This is a genomic window from Rhodococcus sp. H29-C3, from assembly GCF_030063405.1.
In the GTDB taxonomy this organism is placed as follows: Bacteria; Actinomycetota; Actinomycetes; order Mycobacteriales; family Mycobacteriaceae; genus Rhodococcoides.
The window spans coordinates 23638-38152 of the sequence record NZ_JASITC010000007.1 but is presented as its reverse complement, the minus strand read 5'-3'; the positions used below and the strand labels follow the sequence as shown (position 1 = coordinate 38152).

The window sequence follows — 14515 nt, the reverse complement described above, 5'->3', positions numbered from 1 at the left end:
CACCGCTAACCCGCTTTCCGGCCCAGCCCGGGACATGAAAGGACACGCAATGAGCACCCCCACAGCGATCTCGCACTGGATCGACGGACACTTGCAGGAGGGCGCGTCCGGGCGCGTTGGACCCGTCTACAACCCCGCCACCGGCGTGCAGACCGGGGCCGTAGCCCTGGCCGACTAGTCTGAGGCCAACTCCGCGATCGCCTCCGCCTTCGCCGCTGCGCAGGGCTGGCGCGAGACCTCGCTGTCCAAGCGCACCGCGATTCTCTTCGCCTTCCGAGAGCTGCTGCACGCCAACATCGACGAGCTCGCCGCGTTGATCACGGCCGAGCACGGTAAAGTGCTCTCCGACGCTGCCGGCGAGATCCTGCGCGGGCTGGAGAACGTCGAGTACGCCACAGGCATCTCACACCTGCTGAAGGGCGACCACTCCGAGCAGGTCTCCACCGGGGTCGATGTGCACAGCACCCGTCAGCCCTTGGGTGTCGTCGCCGGCATCACGCCATTCAACTTCCCCGTCATGGTGCCGTTGTGGATGTGCGCCAACGCGATCGCCTGCGGCAACGCGTTCATCCTCAAGCCCAGCGAAAAGGACCCCTCCCTTTCGCTGCTGATCGCCGACCTCTGGAAGCGCGCCGGCCTCCCCGACGGCGTCTTCACGGTCCTCAACGGAGACAAGAGCGCCGTCGACGTGCTGCTTCGACACCCCGACATCGCCGCAATCAGCTTCGTCGGCTCCACTCCCATCGCGCGCAGCATCTACGAGACCGGGACCGCGCACGGCAAACGCGTGCAGGCCCTCGGCGGTGCGAAGAACCACGCGCTGATCCTGCCCGACACGGACCTGGACATGGCTGCGGACGCCGTCGTGTCCTCCGCCTACGGCTCGGCGGGCGAGCGCTGTATGGCCCTGTCCGTGGCGGTGGCGGTCGGCGACATGGGTGACCGCATCGTCAAGGCCGTCGCCGAGCGCCTACCCGCCCTGACCATCGGGCACGGAGACTGCGAGGGCACCGACATCGGGCCGCTGATCACCCGCGAGCACCGCGACCGGGTCGCCAGCTACATCGTCGCGGGCGAGGAGGCCGGGGCCACCGTGGTGCACGATGGCCGCAAGGCCGACGTCCCGGCCGACGGTTACTTCCTGGGCACCACCCTGCTCGACCACGTGCGCCCGGAGATGACCGTCTACACCGATGAGATCTTCGGCCCCGTGCTCAGCGTGGTCCGCGTGGATACCTATGCGGAGGGCCTGACGCTGATCAACTCCAACGAGTTCGCGAACGGCGCCGTTATATTCACGCAGAATGGCGGCGCAGCAAGGCAATTCGAGTTCGACGCACATGTCGGCATGGTCGGCGTGAACGTGCCAGTTCCAGTGCCGGTGTCCTACTACTCCTTCGGCGGTTGGAAGGCCTCGCTCTTTGGCGATAGCCACATGTACGGCCCAGAAGGCGTGCAGTTCTACACCCGCGGCAAGGTCGTCACCACGCGCTGGCCGGACCCGGGTACCTCGGAAATCAACCTCGGGTTCCCCCGCACGAGGTAGAGCTGGAGTCTCGGTGGCACTGCCACGTTGGCGAGCTGGGCGGGTGGCTGACAGGATTCGGGTGGTGAGCACCCCGTCGCCGTCGTACAAGGGCCACCGGCACTCCAGCACACGCCGTCTCTGAACAGCTGACCACTGTGCGTCCTCGGAGTTGAGCATTACCGCGCTCGCATCCGAGGGATGTTGTCTGCGGTGATTGGCCGTACCTCGTCGTTGATCGCCGCGCCGTCGTTGTTCTTGAGGTAAAGCCCTCCAATATTGTCCGCGCCTGGACTATGCGAGAGTGCCGACTGGCTGCACGAGCTCGCTCTCAGGTAGATGGATGGGGGTCGTGCTGCGGTGGTGACCGAGGACCGAGAGTGCGACACCTGCGAGCGTCCAGGTCAGCAGGACAGTCCATTCGTGCCACGACGAGGCGTCCGGAAAGTAGTTGACCTCACGGACCAGACTCGCCGCCGCCCCGGGAACGAAGTACTGCCCGGTCGCGCCCCACGGTCCAGCGATGAACTGGTATGGGAGTGCAGCGCCGGAGATCGGATTGCCGATCAGCATGGTGACCACCGCACCGACCCCGATGCCCGGTGCCCGGTGCCCCAAGGAGCGCGTTCAAACCGACGATGGTCGAGGCGGTGGCGAGCATGCTGACGCCGATTGCGAGAGCCTCACCCCAGAAGTGGCCGCCCAGGATTCCCAGGAGTGGTCCGGTCACGAGCGCGACCAGGACCCCGCCCACGACGGCATAGACCGCGAGTGCGAGTAGCCGTCGAGTGACTCCGGCAACAAGGAGTGAAATTACGACGCCGCCGACTATGCCGCCGAGTACGAGGGGGAAGCCCATGGCGCTGATCCCGCCGCCGGTGGAGTCCTCGGCCGACAGTGGCACCACGTCCGTGATGGTGAGGTTCGCGTTCTGCATCAGTGCGATCTGTTTGCCGATGCCCTCGATGACCGACGTAGCCGCCGCACCGTCAGCACCCGCGACGAGGACCTCGGGGCCGTCGGCTCCGAGGATGAAAGCCCCGTACACCTCGCGCTCCTGGATCGCCTGCACGGCATCGGCCCGCGACGGGTACGAGGTGGACTCGACTGGTAGATCCGCCGACTGCGAGAGCTGGCCGCCCACAACGCCGACGGGGAGGTCGTGGGCGTCGGACGTCGCGACCGGCCACAGGAAAGCGAGTGTCACGAGTGCCACGATCGTCCCGGCGAGAACCCCGAACATGAGCGTCGCGGAGGGGCGGGAGCGCGGTGCGGCTCCGGTCTGTTGTGTCGACATGAGAACTCCTAAACAGAATGACTATTTCGTTTGATGGAGAGTTAGCGCTAATCTTGGTATGTGCCAAAAGTCAGCGATGCCTACCGCCAAGCCAAGCGTGATGAGATCGTCGCGGCGGTTTTTCGAGTGATCGCACGGCGCGGGCTGCGAACCATGACGATGGCCGACATCATCGATGAGTCCGGTCTGTCCGCCGGCTCGGTCTACTCCCACTTCACCACCAAGCACGAAATCATCGGGCTCGTCGCGGCCCGGGCGATCGGTGAACGCGCCGAGCAGCTCCGTGCGGAGTCCCAGGAGCGTCCGCGCTCACCCCGCGAGACCGTGCACTGGTGGCTGTCCGGACTCGAGAACGACCCACTCCCGTATGGTGCCGCGCTCCAGATCTGGGGCGAAGCGGCATCGGATCCGGACATCCGCTCCATTGTCGAGGCACGGATGACAGCGATCGAGGACGCCTTCGCCGTGGCCGCCGAGCGGTGGCTGGTGGCATCGGGCAACGACCCGGCCCCTGCCCGCGACACCGCCCGCGCCATGCTCACCTTCTGCCAGGGCTATATCGTCCGAGCCGCTGTGCTGGGACAACAGGACCTGACCTCGTCCATCACTGCGATCGAGCTACTCACGCCCTCGTAGGCCTGCCCATCATCGCCACCATCTGCCGATCGTCGCCACGATCTACAGGAATGCACCTTCCAACGTCCCGTCGATCGGATCGTCGATCGACCGAAAGCCCTATGCGCTTGGCCGGAGGAGATTGCACATGTGCTCAGCGCCCGGCTAGCGACTTCCTGATCATGCTCTCGGCAGAGGCGATGATCGCGTCTTCGGGGCTTCGCGGACGCACTCCGAGGATGCGACGCATCTTGTCGTCCGAGACTAGTTTGATATAGCCCAGATCGGCTGCAACAGTGTGGAACTCGAGGTTATAGAGCGCTGTGGCGCGCACGACGAAGTTCGGGATCGATCGGGTGGGTACGCGTGTGGCAGCCTCACCGAAACGGTCTTTGAGAATGGTGCCGATCTGCTTCATTGCCATCGCAGGCTCGCCGGTGGCCACGAGGATTCGCTCCCCGGCCGCCCCCACCGCAGTCATCGCAGCCACATGTGCGATCGTCGACGTCACGCACGTCGACGATCGGTATGTACATGTTCGGGTAGCCGGGCATTGCTCCGTCGAGGCTTCGTTGGATGATGTGGTTTGCGCCGGAGATGTCGGAACCCATGATCGGCCCCATGACGGCGACGGGCAGTAGCGTCGTCAGCTCGGTCGACCCCCCTGCGGTGCGAACGAAATCCCAGGCGGCACGCTCGGCGAGGATCTTGCTCTTGCCATAGGTATCCATACCCGGACCGTCGAGCACGGACCAATCGTCCTCGGTGAAGGTGTGGTCGATACGCCCGTGACCGAATCCGACTGCGTGGAACGCCGACGTGAGCACTACTCGCTTCACCCCGGCATCACTGGCGGCTCTCAGCACACGAAGCGCACCGTCGCGCGGGTGCGATCACATCGTTCTCGCTGCGGACCTTGCCGGTGACCACGGGTGACGCGATGTGCAGAACGAAGTCGACGTCGGCGACAGCACCGGCCCATCCGGCGTCGTCGGTCAGGTCCGCGGAGATGAAGCTCAGCGCATCACCATCGACCATACCGCCGTCGACAAGCACCGCCCGCACCGCGGCCTCGCGCTCCAACGACCGGACCGTGGTTCGCACGAGATACCCCTGTGCCAGCAGTTGGAGAATGCAGTGACCGGCGATGAAGCCGGACCCGCCGGTGACGAGAACGCGTTGTCGAGCCATGACTGCACCTTCGGTGAAAACTCTGACGAAGTCGGAGCCGGAGTCGAATTCGGGTGTTTCCGAGTGTGGCAGTGCTGCTCGGGTCCAACCAGTCCTCTCGTTGTCCTAGGACTGCCGGACCCAGGACAACGAGAACGCTGTGCTTCACACTCGTGGGATGGATTCGTGGGATTTCGGACGGTCGTTGAGGATGTGGCGTGATCATGTCGCGCTGGAGGACGTCGGTGTTCGAGTGGGTGCTCGGCGGCGGGCCACCGGGCTACGGCGAGAAGAGCTTGCCGCGCTATCCGGAATCTCGGCGGACTATCTGACCCGACTCGAGCAGGGGCGTGCGACCTCACCGTCGATGCAGGTGGTCGAGTCACTGGCCCGCGCTCTGCGACTCCCGGACGGGGAGCGCGAAGTCTTCTATCGCCTCGCCAGTCATACCGTGCGCGGTCCAGAAGTCGTTCCGTTCCGCGTCCCTCCAAGCGTTGCGCGGTACTGGACCGCTTCGAGAGCACTCCGGTCGCAGTCTACGACGCCACAATGACCCTCATCGTCGCGAACGCTCCATACGACGCATTGATGGGAGGCACATCTCATCTGCGCGGAATCGAACGAAATGCCATCTGGCGCAACCTCATCGGCCCGGGCTCGCGGGCTGTGATGACGACTACCGAACAGGCTGTACTCGAGGAGCAGCTCGTTGCCGACCTCCGCATGACGGTCGCGCGCTATAACAATGACCTCTCACTGACAAGACTCGTGAGCGAACTTTCCGCGCAGAGACCACGTTTCACCGAGCTATGGGAGTCGAACGAGCCCGCACGAACCACGACGCCTTCGCGGAGCAAGGTCATCGACCATCCGTCGGTCGGCAGGATCACAGTCGACTGCGACACCCTCGTAGTTGCCGCTGATGACCTGCGAATAATGATCTACACGGCCGAACCGAGAACCAAGGACGCCGACCTGCTCGCACTCGCTGTCGTCCTCGGCTCCTAAGAACTGACGGAGTGAAGGACGGGCCGCACCTCGAACGAAATATTGCGGCACGTTCGGTCAGCGCCACCCACGCCTGCTGGCGGTCCGTAGCCCTGTGTGCGCCGGAGGTGCTTGCGTGAGCTGTGTCGGGTGCGGGGTCTACACCGGGCTTTCGTGCGTCATGGCCCGGTAGCCGGTGGCGCCGGCGCGATCGATGGCCGCTTTGACGAGCCCGAAGATGGCCCCTTGTATGACCGCAGCGATCAGCACTTCCCGCGCGCTGCGGTCGAGATCCTTGGGGTTCGGGGCTTCCGGGTCGTTGTCACCGATGCGTTTCCAGATTTGTTTGAACACCATTCCTGCCGCGATGCCGCCGAGCACGCTCGTAGCCAACGACAGGGGTTTGTAGATTGCTTTCGCGACGGCGCTCATAGCAGAATCCTGCGGTGAGAACGTCTGCGGCGCAACACGATCAATACAATTATCGCACCGAGGAGGGACCCGGCCGAGGCTGCGAGGATCTGCGGGTTCTCCTGCGCGATGGCTTTCGCTTTTTGTATCTGGGCGTTTGCACTGTTCTGCACGCGGGTGGGTACGTCGGCTTTGGCAGCGAGCGCGGCGACGGTGTCGGCGAGCTCTGCGCGTTGCGTTTCGACGCTCGGCTCGAACTCGGAAACGGGCGTGTGTTCTGTAGACGCGTTGGGTTCGATGTGTTTTCCGGTCATCGGATGCCTTTCTTGATCGTGGAGATGTCCTCGGTGACACTGGCCGCGGTGTCCTGCGGTACCGGTGGGAGCGCTTTCTTTGCGCGGGCCGCACCAACAGCCGCTAAAGCCCCACCGAGCAGTAGTACCGCGACAGCAACGATCAGCGCCGCGAGCCAGGCTGCCACTACGGTGGCAAGGCCGAGGGCACTGTCACGTTGTTGAACGCGGCAAACTGGGAGAATCGGCGAGGTGAGCACCTCGATGCCGTCGCACAAAGGCCACCGCTACCCGGTCGAGATCATCAACCACTGCGTGTGGTTGTACTTCCGGTTCCCGCTCAGCTTCCGCGACGTCGAGGAACTCATGCTCGAACGTGGTGTCGTGGTCAGTTACGAGACGATCCGGCGGTGGTGCGCCAAGTTCGGGCAGGCCTACGCCAACCAGTTGCGTCGACGGCGGTCCCGGCCCGGCGACAAGTGGCACCTCGACGAGGTGTACATCCGAATCAATGGCCGCCAACATTATCTGTGGCGCGCGGTCGACCAGGACGGCAACGTGCTCGATGTGCTGGTCCAGTCCCGACGAAATGGCAACGCCGCCAAGCGATTCTTCCGTAAGCTACTCAAGGGCTTACGGTATGTGCCGCGGGTGATCGTCACTGACAAGCTTGGCAGCTACCAGGTCGCGCACCGCGAACTGCTGGCTTCGGTCGAGCATCGCCGATCCAAGTACTTAAACAACCGGGCCGAGAACTCGCATCAACCCACTAGGCAGCGAGAACATGCGATGAAACGGTTCACATCTCCTGGGCACGCGCAACGATTCCTGTCCGCGTTCTCTGGTATTTCACCGCATTTCCGGCCCTGCCGCCACCGACTGACCGCACCCGAATGGCGTGCTGAGATGGCCGACCGTTTCACGGTCTGGCAGGAAGTCACGACGACCGATGCCGTCGTCTGAGAGTGAACGGCCCGGCGTTGCCCCGTAGCGGCCTGTCCCAAACAGGCTTCGCTGCTAGGTTTCAATTAACGTGACAGTGCCCAAGAGGTCCCCTCCGAACGCCGCACGTCACCAATAGGCGCGGTTCAAGTGAAGTGCTGCCGGACGGTGCATTCTGGACCTCGACGCCGCTCGGCGATTACAGCAAGAATTCCTGGACGTACAGCCGAGAGACCAACAAACCCGCAGCGATCCACGAATTGCATTTCGACCCGACGGAGATCCGGGTCGCACGAATCGACAGCGCGACCGATTGGTACACCCTGCTGCGATCACACACACGAGGCGATTCCAGATCCGGAACCTTGTGTCCTGATTGGGTCTCTATCGCGGAACACTATGATGCGATTCATCTCTCGTTATTGGGTTTGCTGTCCGCCCATCCTCGCCTGTCAGAAGTCGCCGCCACTGATTCGAGTCAGAACTACGCGCACAGCAAGATGGGAACCTGGGCGGGGGTAGGCGACTGGTCGACTGTCAGCACAGCCTGGATGAACCTGCCACGGCACAGACGTTGGACACCGACGAGCAAAAAGCCGATCGACTGTTGAATGTTGCCCTGCAACGATGATCCAATGGCAACGAAGATAACTAGAGACTTCCAGTCCGCACTCCCCATTGGGTGGTCGGAACTGGCCAGGGACTTGGAGACCAAGCACTGGGCCATGTTCAAGAGCAAGTTCGGGTTCCGTCCGGGGACCAAGCCTGACGCCTGGCCCGCCATCACAGAACCCTCCCCATCGATGACATTCGACCTCAGCGCCGATGACGTGCGCACCCGATCATCCTTTGCCGCACGGGTAGACGCGGTCAACGCCGAAGCCCTGCGGTGCTTCGTCACCGACTTCACTGACGACCCCACCTTCGTCGTACTCGACTGGCAACACATGTGCTATCGCTTCGACGCAAACGCCCACGCGACAGCGGAGGACGCGGAGTGGCGCGTCCCCGTCTACCCGAACGGCGACTACTACATCTTCGCGCAAGACGATTTCCAAGAAGGAACTTTCGGTCACCCGTGGGAACAAACGCTCTGCGTCTACGGGCCGAGAATGGTTACCACCCTTGGACGCACACTTGCTACCTGGCTCCCCACGCTCCGCGTCGACGGCCACAGGACCGACTGACATCGATGCGGCCTCAGCGCCCCACCACGCAACGCAGCATGCCTGGGCAGTCCCCACCGAGTGTTTTCGACGCACGCAGCACCGGTAATCCGAACTACCGGATGCCCACACCTTGATGCATCTGCTTCGAGCATCACGGTACGCGACCACATGATTTACATCAGCAATGGAAATACTGAAAGCTCTAGGCGAACTCAACCGAAATGAGGTTGCAAGTTGCGCGTTGACCGGAGATCGTGCGGAAATAAAATAATCTGCGGCACTCCGCATTTCGTTGTACTACTCAGACACCTGAGTGAGCGAGTCGCATCCGGATGTATACAACGCGATATCGCCCGCTTCGACGTCCAGGACTTGAAACGAGTACTCGAAGGATCCACCGGCGATAACATGTTCTGGGATAAGTTCCGTACTGGACAGGCGGGCCCAGTCGCAACGGGATATTGAACCTCCCGCGTCCGACACCATGGGGAACGAGACTTCGTACCTACCCGGGGGGAAGTCAGGTCCGACGACGTGCACGCCGTCTCCCGTTACTATCAAGGGTTGAGGAGGCGCGGTCACTTGCCCTTCGCGAGCAATAGCGAAATCCATTGCGAAATCGTCAGGAGTCCCACAACCAGCGGCCGCGGCGATTCCGACTGCAAGGAGCGCATAGGTCGCTCGTTGTCCGCTCATGGTCATCAAGACCAGCTTACGTGGTGTGCCAGCACAGCGTTCGAGGTAGTGCTGAGTCCGATCAGATCGCAAGTATCCGCCCCCGGTCTGGTGATAGGGCACCAACGGCGCATGACATCTGTTTCGATCCGTATCTCGCCCTGCATCAGGCCGGGTTGCTATGAACCACTGGACTCACCTCACCCTGGCACGCAGGGGACGTGCAGTACTCGAAACGTGCGGTATTCCGCGACGCGCCATACTCGTATGGCCGCAATACTCGGACAGCGGTCGAACTGTGAATGCTCGAGGTCTCAGCAGAGAAGAAGAAGCAGTTGAATGCGGTGCCGACGTCGCGAACCGCCTATGCCGCTGTCAGTTCTCCCCGTTTCTTCCGAACTTAACCCAGGTCACTCCGTCGATCTCGTGTGGTGACCGAAACACAGGTTGGCTGAACGGTGTGGCACCGATGATGCGTGCAGGTCTTTGCGCTCGGCCGTCATCGAACTTCCGAAGCTGTTCAGCGCGTACTCCCGCAAGGTCGATGTCGTAGGCAAACGCTTTGTCACCAGCCACGAGGTGCCAGGTGTAACGCACAGTCACACGCGACAGTCCGTGGAGGGTCACTTCTTCGATTGTGAACCACTTGCCGCTTCTCATCCGTCCGAGTTGGTCCGCGAGAGTGGCTGTCAGTGTGGAGACGAACTCGTGCGCCCATACCGCGGGTTCGGATGCTATCGGACGCGCTACGAGGTCGGCGTTGATGATGTCCCCGTGCCGACGAAGGTGCGCGAGCAGTTCTTGGCTTTCAGGAACGACTTTCTCCGGGTAGGCGCGGCGCCCTCCGCAGAGGTAGAGCCACCGGAAGTCGCTGGGAGCCAGACGTGGTGCTGTGGCATCGGTGAACGCGACGAACAACGCTGGTAGGGGCCGTAACTGCGCTCTGTCATTGAGGATTCGATATGCGTAATCGGCCAATTCTCCGAGGACGGCACGTGTCCATGCGATCCGCTCGCGGACCGGCAGGTCGACTGCCGGTGGTGGGTGACCCTGGGGTTCTTCACCGGTGCGGTTCAGTCGTGCGTGTACGGCAACCGTCACCATTCGTGTACCAGCTGTGCGATCGAACGTCCCTAAAAACGACGGGTCGGAGGTCCCGACGAATACTCGAACAGTCACGTCGTCGAGTTCAACGCTGGGCGCCACGATCGAAGGGCCCCGGCCTACTGATGGTCTGCGCGCGGTCCCGTAGACAGTTGCCAAGTAGTCGCGCATTGGTGCTAGATCGATACCAGCATCATTGCGAATCGACTCGGCAATCTCGGTGGGTGTCCTATCTGCGGTCACGTTCTCACGCACCAGATCTGCGCTTTTTCGCAGTCGCATCGATATCTTGATTGCTTGAGTTTCGGCACCGGGCACACTCCTGCGTACTCCATCCGAAGACGAAGAGAGCCACATTACACCCCGTCCGCGCGGAAGCTGTGCCTACAGCGAGCAGAGGGTAGCCACGCCGGTTGCTACTCGGTCTACGCTGCCGCCGACACTGCGGTTAGTTGGGTCGAATCGTGCATGGTGGCATCCATGAATCCGCGGATGCGCCTGAACGCACGGTCAACTTGCAGCGATACTGCAGGTAGGAATGTGCAGACTACCCCTCAGTTTGTCGTCGGATTGATAGCCGAACCGACCATTTTCAGTCACACTGATCCGTCCCGGCATTTCCGGAGGGCTCACTGTGTGAGTGCCTCCTCCGGACTGAGGATGCGCGTCCGATCGTAGTGGAGTTGCTCGGCGTGGTCGGGTGTGAGGTCATGGCAGTAGCTGTGGGGGCGTTCGCGGTTGTAGAACGCGACCCACTGTGCGGTGGCCAACGACAATTCTGCGGCGCCGGGGTAACGAGGACCGTTGTCGACGAGCTCGTTCTTGTAGTCGGCGTTCACCGATTCGGCGAGGGCATTGTCGTAACTATCGCCGACCGTTCCGATCGATGCCGCGATGCCCTCCTGCGCCAAACGCTGCCCGAACGCAATCGCCGTGTACTGCGATCCGGCGTCACTGTGATGGACAAGATCTCTCAAAGTAGTTACACCCGAACGTTTTCGGGAATCAATCGCGTTGGTGATGGCTGCATCGACAAGGCTGGTAGTCATCTCCGATGCGACCTTCCATCCGATAATTTTCCGAGCGAACACATCGACGACGAACGCCGTGAACGCCCACCCCGACATCGTGCGGCAATAGGTAAAATCGGCAACCCACAGCCGGTTCGGTGCCACCGCGGTGAACCGGCGCTTCACCAGATCCTCCGCCCGTAAGTGGGCCGGATCGGAAACCGTGGTGCGGACCCGCTTTCTTTTGAGCGCACCGTGCCATCCCATTTCCCTCATGAGCCGCTCGACGGTACATCGAGCAACATCAATACCGCTTCTGCGCAACACAATCCAGGTCCTACGCGAACCGAGAACCCGCGCGAGGGGCTGCCGCGTCCGGAGCACATGAATCGCATCGATGACATCTGCATCCGAAAGCATTCGGGCACAGGGCATCCGAGTGACATGGTCGTAGTACGTGGAAGGGGCGATGTGCATGCCATGCTCGGAGAGCACCGTGCACATCGAGTCGACACCCCAGACAAGACCATCGGCACCCACCCGGTTTCCCTGGTGAGTGCCGATGAAGTCCACAATTATCGGTGTGGCCGGTCGATCTCGGCCGCGAAAAAAGCTGACGCCGCCTTCAGCATCCCGTTGGCCCGTTTGAGTTCGGCGTTCTCCTGACGCAACTTCCTGATGACCTCCGCGTCGGCGCGTACCTCGACAGTGCCGCCCGGGCCGTCGACGGGCACCTTCCGAACCCACTGGCGAACGGTCTCAGCGGCACCCACGCCGAGCAAATCCGCGGTCTTGCTCATCGCGGCCCACTCGGTATCGCCCTGCGCCACCAACCGGGCCACCATGTCCACGGCATCCTTCTTCAATTCCGCCGAGTATCGCTTCGATCCTGCTGCCATGAGGTTTCATCTTTCCCTGAGACGAACCCTCCGGAAACGCCGGGACGGATCACTAAGTGGGTTGGCGCCCCTACAACACTCCAGCATGTTCGCTTCGATCGAAAGCGAGTGTTGCACCCGATTCGCGCATTTCGCTTGACACCCGCCCCTTACGCGAATGGGCCATTCGCGTAAGCAGCGCTACCTCAGCGCTTTCGCTTTCACCGCGACCAGAATCGAACTGACCAACAGGACCAAGGCGCCAACGAGCATTAGCCACAAACCCCAACCGACCGACGGACTGATCGTCGTGCCCATGAAGTCGCTTTCCACACTGCCGATGTTCCCGACATCGTAGAACGCCACGACCACCACCACGAGGGCGATGACAGGGTTGACGAACCGGTCCCCCACCATTGGTCTACCGTTGCGCAACAAAACCGCAAAGGAGATCAAGGCAGCGAGCCCACCGAGGAAAATGGTGACCGCACCGTCACCCTCCATGCCGTTCTTGGTGAAGGCGAAGATGGTCGCCCACGGACCAAGACTGCCCACCACGATCGCCAAACTCGACGCCAGCGACGCGATCACCCAAGGCTTGTGCGGCAGCGTCTGCGAATCAGGTTGTAGAGCGCCGTAAGCTGGAGAATTCGTAGTCATGCCATCCACTTTCCACTTTGAAAACGAAGTTGAGCCTTACTGATGCTAAGCGTTTCTAAACAGCTCCGGACTGAGGGCGCTTCCAAACGTAGTTCCGGGATTTCGACCGAGCCGAACTACACGCGCCCTCAGCGAACCGAGGATCAGTTCCCTGACGGCTCAAGAGAGCACACCCAAATAAGAGTTCGCCAGCCCGACTTACTGCAGTAGGACCTGACACAGTGGCGCTGGCGTCCCCGCGCTCCCGGAGACCAAGGCGTCGGCGATGAACCCGCTGATCGATGCCTTCTCCCAATAGTGCGTGTTCTGCCGGAACGTCTGACCGTTCTCACTGTTGTACGTGTGGCAAGCAATCGCGGTGCCGGACGCGACCTTCGGCTCCAATCCTGCCCAGTGGCCCTTCACCGCGGGCTGATCCAACTGTGCAACACCCCCGCAGGCGATTTCGTCTCGGACGCTTCCATCGGTATCAGTCCAGGTCAGACCGATGCAGTTTGCCAATCCGGACCACGTGACGATCGAGGTGATGTTGTCGCCTTCGACATATGTGCCGGCAGCCTGCGCTGATGGCGCAGCTGCGAGAGCAACGGCGACGAATGTGCCGCCGACAACAGCAGCGCGGCGAAGAGATGAGCGGAGTGTCATGTCGACCTGTTTCGTCAGAGGAGATTCGCAGCCACACTATACGGCCCATCAACGACAACAATCGCAACGTCATTCACTTGAATGACCCTGCGACACAGAGGCTCCAGCTTCCGTCCACTCCTCCAACAGGTATGGATACGACCTCGGATTTGCGTCACAGGCTGAGTTTCGGTCGGAGGCATCCAATAACCAACAGCGCAACCGCATGCCACGAGCGCTGCATCGCAACACTTGTCGCTCGCTACAGATATGATCCACCGAATCGCATCGACCCACTCAAGCCTCCGGTCGACGGTGCAAACAGAATCCGAGTTCCAGAGAATCGAAAGTTGCCACTCCATGAGTACCGCGACACCGGACACCCGCGAAGTCGACAATCTTGATGACGAACTCGACGGTTGGACAAGATCCCTCGGAGTCGACGTCGAAGGATGCCTGATGATGTGCGTGGTGTCTGGCCGCCGTGTCACGGTGGAATCATCACCGTCGAGGCTGTCTATCACCACCCACGAACACACTTCAGGCCGCGACGCGACCTCTCAGGTCACCACCTCACTGGTCACCACATTTATTCTCGACCAGAACAGTTTGGTAGTCGACGACAATGCCACCGGAATAGTCGAGGCAGGCACACTGACTATCGACCGTGACGACGACATGTTCGACGCCTTGTGCTCACGCATCCCCTCGTACCTATGGAACGAACATCCGTGCGCGGACCAAGCTCAAACAATCGACATCCGCGAATACCTTACTGCCGCCGACGAGACCGCCTTCGAGTACTTCGACGCCCACGTACTTCACCCGTTGGCGGAAATTCTCACACTGGTTTTCTCAGCAGCACGATCGGGCTGGGGGCTGGTGCTCGATCACAACCGTGACGCCTCCGGCAACCGATCGATCAGGTTGACAGTCGAACCGCCGGTCGCGCTTGATACCCGATGGCTGTGGGAGGACGAAAAACCCTCCACGCTCCGCGCACATTAACGTGGACACTCGGCATCGACGGCTGGGCTCTCGACGGGTCCAAAGCTCCTAACCCAGAACAGCCGTCGGACTTTTACCGTGCGCTCGATGCGATCGAATTGTGTCCCGCCTCGTGGACGCTCACGCCTGATGCTGCCGCCGAGATCA

The 14515-nt window shown here is 61.7% G+C and carries 18 protein-coding genes and 1 pseudogene; 7 read left to right on the top strand and 12 right to left on the bottom strand.

The window, feature by feature from the left end; translation table 11 throughout:
- The first annotated feature begins 49 nt into the window (after window positions 1–49).
- Window positions 50–1546: pseudogene (locus QMK32_RS16630) on the top strand (CoA-acylating methylmalonate-semialdehyde dehydrogenase).
- 436 nt (window positions 1547–1982) lie between these two features.
- Here QMK32_RS16630 and QMK32_RS16625 read toward each other — a convergent pair.
- Window positions 1983–2822: an ABC transporter permease gene (locus tag QMK32_RS16625; protein ID WP_283476203.1), complete on the bottom strand. Its 840-nt coding sequence runs from the start codon at window positions 2820–2822 to the stop codon at window positions 1983–1985.
- Window positions 2823–2882: 60 nt separating this feature from the next.
- Here QMK32_RS16625 and QMK32_RS16620 point away from each other — a divergent pair, with 60 nt between their 5' ends.
- A complete protein-coding gene (locus QMK32_RS16620; RefSeq protein ID WP_283476202.1) occupies window positions 2883–3458 on the top strand; it encodes a TetR/AcrR family transcriptional regulator in 576 nt (191 codons plus the stop codon).
- A gap of 133 nt (window positions 3459–3591) precedes the next feature.
- Here the strand turns inward: QMK32_RS16620 and QMK32_RS16615 are convergent, their stop codons facing one another.
- From QMK32_RS16615 to QMK32_RS16605, 3 genes are read right to left on the bottom strand one after another with little or no spacing between them, the layout of a single operon-like run.
- Window positions 3592–3861, bottom strand: a complete 270-nt coding sequence (locus QMK32_RS16615; protein WP_283476201.1) for a hypothetical protein — start codon at window positions 3859–3861, stop codon at window positions 3592–3594.
- Window positions 3815–4303, bottom strand: a complete 489-nt coding sequence (locus tag QMK32_RS16610) for a Rossmann-fold NAD(P)-binding domain-containing protein (RefSeq protein WP_283476200.1) — start codon at window positions 4301–4303, stop codon at window positions 3815–3817. Before QMK32_RS16610 ends, QMK32_RS16615 begins: the two co-directional genes overlap by 47 nt.
- Window positions 4284–4628: an NAD-dependent epimerase/dehydratase family protein gene (locus QMK32_RS16605; protein WP_283476199.1), complete on the bottom strand. Its 345-nt coding sequence runs from the start codon at window positions 4626–4628 to the stop codon at window positions 4284–4286. Before QMK32_RS16605 ends, QMK32_RS16610 begins: the two co-directional genes overlap by 20 nt.
- A gap of 157 nt (window positions 4629–4785) precedes the next feature.
- Between QMK32_RS16605 and QMK32_RS16600 the strand changes: the two genes are divergently transcribed.
- Together QMK32_RS16600 and QMK32_RS16595 are read left to right on the top strand one after the other, a co-directional pair.
- On the top strand, window positions 4786–5160 hold the full coding sequence (locus QMK32_RS16600; RefSeq protein ID WP_283476198.1) for a helix-turn-helix domain-containing protein: 375 nt from the start codon (window positions 4786–4788) through the stop codon (window positions 5158–5160).
- Window positions 5157–5615 (top strand): MmyB family transcriptional regulator, encoded by a 459-nt coding sequence (locus tag QMK32_RS16595; protein WP_283476197.1) that lies wholly within the window; start codon window positions 5157–5159, stop codon window positions 5613–5615. Before QMK32_RS16600 ends, QMK32_RS16595 begins: the two co-directional genes overlap by 4 nt.
- Before the next feature lie 138 nt (window positions 5616–5753).
- Here the strand turns inward: QMK32_RS16595 and QMK32_RS16590 are convergent, their stop codons facing one another.
- The 3 genes from QMK32_RS16590 to QMK32_RS16580 are packed head-to-tail and all read right to left on the bottom strand — an operon-like array spanning window position 5754 to window position 6576.
- Window positions 5754–6026 carry a DUF4235 domain-containing protein gene (locus QMK32_RS16590; protein ID WP_283476196.1) on the bottom strand — a complete coding sequence of 91 codons (273 nt, stop codon included), beginning with the start codon at window positions 6024–6026 and terminating at the stop codon, window positions 5754–5756.
- Complete coding sequence (locus QMK32_RS16585) at window positions 6023–6319, bottom strand: DUF3618 domain-containing protein (RefSeq protein WP_283476195.1); 297 nt, start codon at window positions 6317–6319, stop codon at window positions 6023–6025. The genes QMK32_RS16590 and QMK32_RS16585 overlap by 4 nt, the downstream gene beginning before the upstream one ends.
- Window positions 6316–6576, bottom strand: a complete 261-nt coding sequence (locus QMK32_RS16580) for a phage holin family protein (RefSeq protein WP_283476194.1) — start codon at window positions 6574–6576, stop codon at window positions 6316–6318. Before QMK32_RS16580 ends, QMK32_RS16585 begins: the two co-directional genes overlap by 4 nt.
- On the opposite strand from QMK32_RS16580, the gene QMK32_RS16575 reads away from it, so the two are divergent.
- Together QMK32_RS16575 and QMK32_RS16570 are read left to right on the top strand one after the other, a co-directional pair.
- A complete protein-coding gene (locus tag QMK32_RS16575) occupies window positions 6563–7261 on the top strand; it encodes an IS6 family transposase (RefSeq protein ID WP_283476193.1) in 699 nt (232 codons plus the stop codon). The two genes, QMK32_RS16580 and QMK32_RS16575, sit on opposite strands and share 14 nt — an antisense overlap.
- A gap of 614 nt (window positions 7262–7875) precedes the next feature.
- A complete protein-coding gene (locus QMK32_RS16570) occupies window positions 7876–8427 on the top strand; it encodes a DUF2716 domain-containing protein (protein WP_283476192.1) in 552 nt (183 codons plus the stop codon).
- 279 nt (window positions 8428–8706) lie between these two features.
- Here the strand turns inward: QMK32_RS16570 and QMK32_RS25395 are convergent, their stop codons facing one another.
- From QMK32_RS25395 to QMK32_RS16550, 5 genes are all read right to left on the bottom strand, one after another.
- Window positions 8707–9021, bottom strand: coding sequence for an Rv1352/Rv1906c domain-containing protein (locus tag QMK32_RS25395; protein WP_502943668.1), 315 nt, complete (start codon window positions 9019–9021; stop codon window positions 8707–8709).
- Window positions 9022–9459: 438 nt separating this feature from the next.
- Window positions 9460–10506, bottom strand: coding sequence for a hypothetical protein (locus tag QMK32_RS16565; protein ID WP_283476191.1), 1047 nt, complete (start codon window positions 10504–10506; stop codon window positions 9460–9462).
- A 311-nt stretch (window positions 10507–10817) separates the two neighbouring features.
- A protein-coding gene (locus tag QMK32_RS16560) for an IS3 family transposase (protein ID WP_283476190.1) occupies window positions 10818–12097 on the bottom strand; the annotation gives its coding sequence in 2 pieces (ribosomal slippage) (window positions 10818–11812 and window positions 11812–12097; 1281 coding nt in all).
- 180 nt (window positions 12098–12277) lie between these two features.
- Window positions 12278–12736 carry a hypothetical protein gene (locus tag QMK32_RS16555; RefSeq protein ID WP_283476188.1) on the bottom strand — a complete coding sequence of 153 codons (459 nt, stop codon included), beginning with the start codon at window positions 12734–12736 and terminating at the stop codon, window positions 12278–12280.
- A gap of 198 nt (window positions 12737–12934) precedes the next feature.
- Window positions 12935–13381 carry a hypothetical protein gene (locus QMK32_RS16550; protein WP_283476187.1) on the bottom strand — a complete coding sequence of 149 codons (447 nt, stop codon included), beginning with the start codon at window positions 13379–13381 and terminating at the stop codon, window positions 12935–12937.
- Window positions 13382–13720: 339 nt separating this feature from the next.
- Here QMK32_RS16550 and QMK32_RS16545 point away from each other — a divergent pair, with 339 nt between their 5' ends.
- Window positions 13721–14368, top strand: a complete 648-nt coding sequence (locus QMK32_RS16545; protein WP_283476185.1) for a hypothetical protein — start codon at window positions 13721–13723, stop codon at window positions 14366–14368.
- Window positions 14369–14515: the final 147 nt, after the last annotated feature.

Coding starts and splice junctions, on each gene's coding strand:
- QMK32_RS16625 (WP_283476203.1), bottom strand. CDS start 2,822: ATGTCGACACAACAGACCGGAGCCGCACCGCGCTCCCGCCCCTCCGCG.
- QMK32_RS16615 (WP_283476201.1), bottom strand. CDS start 3,861: ATGGCAATGAAGCAGATCGGCACCATTCTCAAAGACCGTTTCGGTGAG.
- QMK32_RS16605 (WP_283476199.1), bottom strand. CDS start 4,628: ATGGCTCGACAACGCGTTCTCGTCACCGGCGGGTCCGGCTTCATCGCC.
- QMK32_RS16600 (WP_283476198.1), top strand. CDS start 4,786: ATGGATTCGTGGGATTTCGGACGGTCGTTGAGGATGTGGCGTGATCAT.
- QMK32_RS16595 (WP_283476197.1), top strand. CDS start 5,157: ATGACCCTCATCGTCGCGAACGCTCCATACGACGCATTGATGGGAGGC.
- QMK32_RS16590 (WP_283476196.1), bottom strand. CDS start 6,026: ATGAGCGCCGTCGCGAAAGCAATCTACAAACCCCTGTCGTTGGCTACG.
- QMK32_RS16585 (WP_283476195.1), bottom strand. CDS start 6,319: ATGACCGGAAAACACATCGAACCCAACGCGTCTACAGAACACACGCCC.
- QMK32_RS16575 (WP_283476193.1), top strand. CDS start 6,563: ATGCCGTCGCACAAAGGCCACCGCTACCCGGTCGAGATCATCAACCAC.
- QMK32_RS16570 (WP_283476192.1), top strand. CDS start 7,876: ATGGCAACGAAGATAACTAGAGACTTCCAGTCCGCACTCCCCATTGGG.
- QMK32_RS25395 (WP_502943668.1), bottom strand. CDS start 9,021: ATGGATTTCGCTATTGCTCGCGAAGGGCAAGTGACCGCGCCTCCTCAA.
- QMK32_RS16555 (WP_283476188.1), bottom strand. CDS start 12,736: ATGACTACGAATTCTCCAGCTTACGGCGCTCTACAACCTGATTCGCAG.
- QMK32_RS16550 (WP_283476187.1), bottom strand. CDS start 13,381: ATGACACTCCGCTCATCTCTTCGCCGCGCTGCTGTTGTCGGCGGCACA.
- QMK32_RS16545 (WP_283476185.1), top strand. CDS start 13,721: ATGAGTACCGCGACACCGGACACCCGCGAAGTCGACAATCTTGATGAC.